The sequence below is a fragment of the Streptomyces sp. NPDC007162 genome (assembly GCF_040634175.1).
Taxonomy (GTDB): Bacteria; Actinomycetota; Actinomycetes; order Streptomycetales; family Streptomycetaceae; genus Streptomyces.
On record NZ_JBEYFC010000701.1, the window covers coordinates 1 to 3,830 of the forward strand.

Consider the following 3,830-nt stretch of genomic DNA (forward strand, 5'->3'; position numbering starts at 1 on the left):
CGGCGGAGGTAGATCGAGAAGCGCCGCCAGAGGGCACCCGCGTGGGCGTTCCAGAGAACGGCCGCTTCGTAGTCGTAGGTGTCCGGGTCGAGCGGGGTGCCGAGGGCGTCGTCGTCCTGGTCGTGGTGGGTGCCGCAGCGGCAGGCGCGGCCGTCGGTGCGGCGGTTGTGGACCGGGCCGAAGCCGGGGGCGGTGAAGGTGGCGAAGACGCGGGGGTGCGCGGCGACCTGTTCCGGGGTGCCCTTGCCGCCCCGGAGTCCGGCGGTGATCAGGTGGAAGGTGTCGCGGCGGTAGACCTCGGCGCAGGCCGCGCAGCGGGTCGTACGGCGGTTGTTGCAGCGGACGAGGAGTTGGCCGGCGGGCAGGTCCGTGGAGTCGAGGTGCTGGAGGATGCGGCCAATCTCGCCGGTCGTGGTGTCGACGTCGTACTCGGTGCGGTGGCCGTCGAGGCGGATGGGGTTGGTGCAGCCGCCAAGGCCGGAGAGTTGGCGGAGGATACCGGGCAGGGTGCCGCCCGAGGCGAGGTTGGTGAGTTCGCGCAGCGGGGGCGGGGTGGTGCGGGTGAAGATGGCTGTCTCCTTCTGGCTGGCTCGGTCAGGAGTGACGGGCCCCGGGGCGGCCGGATGCTTGGCGGTGTCGTGGCCGCCCCCGGGGTCGGGCAGAGGGATCAGCGCCGGCTGTGCTCGCGCAGCAGGGAACGCAGGACCACGGCGGCGATGGCCACCGAGACGGCCGACACGGCGACGGCGGCCAGGAGCGCGGTGAGGACCACGCCACCCGTGAGCACGGCGACGACGGCGCCGGTACTGACGGACACGGCCGGGAGAGCGGAGCGCCGGACAGGGGCCGGGTCGGTCGGGGCGTGGGTGTGCGCAGGCGGCGGGGTGGGGCTGTCGGGGTACTTGGGCAGGAACACGGCCGGGAACTCCTTATCTACTCGTCTAGGCATGTGAGCCGTTTATGACGGTCACGCCGGAGCGCGTGCCGGATTCGATGGCGGGGGCGAGGAAGGTGTGGGAGAGCCAGAAGCCGAAGAGGGCGACCAGGACGACGATCCAGGTGCGGACGCCGAGGAACCGGACGGCCGCCCAGGCGAAGAAGCCGAGGACGACGACGAGCGGCAGACTGACGGTCACGGGGTGCGGGGTCCTTTCAGCGGACGGGGCAGCGGTGGGTGCGGGCGGCGAGTTCGGCGGCGGCGCGGCTGTCGTAGTAGGCGGAGAAGCCGCAGCGGGGTGCGGTGCAGGCGGCGGTGTGTTTCTCGCGGCCCCGGTCGTCGTAGGCGGTGCCGATCTGGACGGGGCCGATGCGGGTGAGGTTGCGGAAGCGGCGGTTGGCGGTCACGGGTCCTGGTTCTCCTTTCAGAGTTGGGCGGCGATGGCTTCGGCCATGGGAGCTGGGACGCCGAGGCGGGCGCGGAGGGTCGGGGTGTCGATGGGGTTGCCGGTGCGGGTGTGGTGCTCGGTCGCGACTTTGCGGGCGTGCGCGACGAGGGCGGCCGGGACCGGTGGATGTGGGGGTACTTGCTCTTCGGCGGGTGGCTCGGGAGTCGGTTCGGGCTCTTGCTTCTGGTCGTCGTCGGTGGTCTCTACGACAACGGGTGCCTTTGGTGTCGTGTGGGCGAGGAGGGTGCCGCCGAGGAAGGCGACGGCTGGCCATCCGGCGACGAGGATGCGCAGCCAGGCGGGGACGTTGTCGAGGTCGAGGAGGCCGGCGGTGGCGATGTTTGCGCCGAGGGAGGCGACGAGGGCGATGACGAACCAGCACCAGGCGGCGGCTTTCGTGGTGCCGGTGCGCAGTCGGCGCCAGGCGGCGACGAGCAGGAGGTCGACGGAGACGGGGTAGGCCCAGGCTTTCCATCCGTCCTGTTCGGCCGCTGAGGCGACGTCGTGGAGGTGGGCGAAGGACAGTGCGGCGGCGATGAGCGCCTGGACGAGCACCGCGTCGACGCGGGCAAGCTGGGCGCGCATGATGCGGCTCCTTCCGGTTTCGGGCATGGGAGGGGTAGGGGCATGGCGCGGAGAGGCCGGGGTGGGTCAGTCGGTGACGGGGTGCGGCTGTACGACCGGGCCCGGTGTGGTGAGCGGTCGTGCCGGGACGTCGGGCCGGAAGGGCTTGAGGGCGGGGACATCGGGGACCAGGTCTGCCGAGTCGTGGCAGATGGCAGCAGCGTCGGCGAGGGAGAGGTACGGCGTGCGGATGCGGGACCAGCCTCCGGAGGTGTCACCCGCGACGGCGAGGCCGGGTGTCTCGGGGGCGATGGAGCAGGCGGCGTAGACGGCTTCGGGGGCGATGTCGCCGAGGGCCATCTTGGCGGAGGCTTCGTCGTTGACGCGGTGGCAGACGCGGCCGGTGAGCTGGGCGCGGAGCATGGTGGCGCCCTTGCCGAGTTCGGCGCCGAAGCGCTGGCCGCAGACTTCGAGGTAGATGCCGGCCGCGCGGCCGAGCTGGGCGAGGCGGATGAGCTGGGTGACCATCTCGTCGCGGCGGTCCTCGTCCTTGCGTGTGGCGGTGAGGAAGAGTTCGGCGACTTCGTCGATGAACAGGACGATGGGGGTGGGGCGTTGGGTGTCGGGCAGGCCCCAGATGTCGGAGGTGATCTCTTCGTCGGGGGTGTCCGGGGCGATGCCCTGTCGGGCCTTGATCAGGTCGTATCGGTCCTCCATTTCCTTGACGAGCACGGGCAGCAGTTTGGCGGCTTCGTCGGGGTCGGTGGCGAGGGCGGAGAGGCGGGCGGCGAAGGGCGCCAGTTCGACGCCCCGCTTGCAGTCGATGCCGACGAGCGCGACGCCGTCCTGTCGGGCGAGCCCGGAGATGAGGTGGCGCAGGTACATGGACTTGCCGGACAGGGTCGCGCCGAGGGTGAGTTGGTGGGGGACGGTGCGGTAGTCGCGGACGAAGGGCATGGCGTCCTCGCGCAGCGCCACCGGCACCTTCAGGAAGCCGCCGCCGGTCTTGCGAGGCATCCGCACTCGCCGCAGGACGTCGTACCCGACGAGCCGCAGTTCCACGACGCCCGGTTTGACGGTGGTGACGTAGACGGCATGGACGCCCCAGGCGTGCCGCAGGCGTTCCGCCGAGGCGGCGACGTCGGCGGGTTCCTGCCCGGGAGCGAGCCGGAGCCGCAAGCGCAGCCCGGTCGAGGTGGGACGGAGGATGCCCCGGCGGGGCGGGACCGGCCGGATCTCCCGACGGGTGGTGGCCTTGACGGCGAGGACCCGCAGCCAGGAGGGCGCCACGGTCAGGCCGCAGGCGTCCATGACGGAGCCGTACGAGCTGAGCAGGCGGACCGTGGATATCGGGCCGCCGACCGCGGACCAGTAGACCGCCGGATGCTTGGCCCGGGTGTAGGCGGCCCCACCGCCCAGCGCGGCGAGGGGACCACCCACCTCCAGGAGTGTCGTCAGGTCGGACATCAGGCGGCAGCCCCGGCGCTGGCCGGGAACGTGGCCGGGGTGACGGCGGCGGCGCGGTAGGCGATGCCGTGACGCTGCTGGCCGTTGAACACGGACTCCCACGGCCGGGCGATGAGCCCCGGCAGCGAGACGGGCGAGCCGAGGACGAGCCCTTCCGAGACGCCGCCCTCGGGAACGGTGACCTTGATCAGGGCGGACTCGCCGTCCTCGATGTAGACGACGCCGATGGTCATCAGCGCCTCCCCGCTCACGGCGTCCTTGGCGATCTCGCCGGTCTGGCGGTCGCGGACCTTCGGCTCGGGGGCCTCGGTCAGCAGGATCGTGGCGGCGGTGGTCTCCACACGGATGGTGCGCACAGGACACTTCCTATCTACTCGTCTATACATGTAGCGATCCGTGAACCCGATCTCCCGG

General features: G+C 71.7%; 7 protein-coding genes. All 7 read right to left on the bottom strand.

Annotated elements, in window-relative coordinates:
* A partial coding sequence (locus tag ABZ646_RS42350) for a replication initiator (RefSeq protein WP_360531877.1) occupies positions 1 to 542 on the bottom strand: 542 nt, incomplete at its 3' end.
* A 125-nt stretch (positions 543 to 667) separates the two neighbouring features.
* Positions 668 to 916 (bottom strand): SpdD protein, encoded by a 249-nt coding sequence (locus ABZ646_RS42355; RefSeq protein WP_360531859.1) that lies wholly within the window; start codon positions 914 to 916, stop codon positions 668 to 670.
* Positions 917 to 941: 25 nt separating this feature from the next.
* Positions 942 to 1,136 carry a hypothetical protein gene (locus ABZ646_RS42360; protein ID WP_360531862.1) on the bottom strand — a complete coding sequence of 65 codons (195 nt, stop codon included), beginning with the start codon at positions 1,134 to 1,136 and terminating at the stop codon, positions 942 to 944.
* A 16-nt stretch (positions 1,137 to 1,152) separates the two neighbouring features.
* Complete coding sequence (locus ABZ646_RS42365; protein WP_360531865.1) at positions 1,153 to 1,344, bottom strand: mobile element transfer protein; 192 nt, start codon at positions 1,342 to 1,344, stop codon at positions 1,153 to 1,155.
* 17 nt (positions 1,345 to 1,361) lie between these two features.
* Positions 1,362 to 1,970, bottom strand: coding sequence for a DUF2637 domain-containing protein (locus ABZ646_RS42370; RefSeq protein ID WP_360531868.1), 609 nt, complete (start codon positions 1,968 to 1,970; stop codon positions 1,362 to 1,364).
* Between the two features lie 66 nt (positions 1,971 to 2,036).
* Positions 2,037 to 3,416 carry an FtsK/SpoIIIE domain-containing protein gene (locus ABZ646_RS42375; RefSeq protein ID WP_360531871.1) on the bottom strand — a complete coding sequence of 460 codons (1,380 nt, stop codon included), beginning with the start codon at positions 3,414 to 3,416 and terminating at the stop codon, positions 2,037 to 2,039.
* Positions 3,416 to 3,772 (bottom strand): hypothetical protein, encoded by a 357-nt coding sequence (locus ABZ646_RS42380; protein ID WP_360531874.1) that lies wholly within the window; start codon positions 3,770 to 3,772, stop codon positions 3,416 to 3,418. The genes ABZ646_RS42375 and ABZ646_RS42380 overlap by 1 nt, the downstream gene beginning before the upstream one ends.
* Between the last annotated feature and the right edge of the window lie 58 nt (positions 3,773 to 3,830).

Bases quoted from the DNA above. Each gene is read 5' to 3' on its own strand.
- ABZ646_RS42375 (WP_360531871.1), bottom strand. From the start codon at position 3,416: ATGTCCGACCTGACGACACTCCTGGAGGTGGGTGGTCCCCTCGCCGCG.
- ABZ646_RS42370 (WP_360531868.1), bottom strand. From the start codon at position 1,970: ATGCGCGCCCAGCTTGCCCGCGTCGACGCGGTGCTCGTCCAGGCGCTC.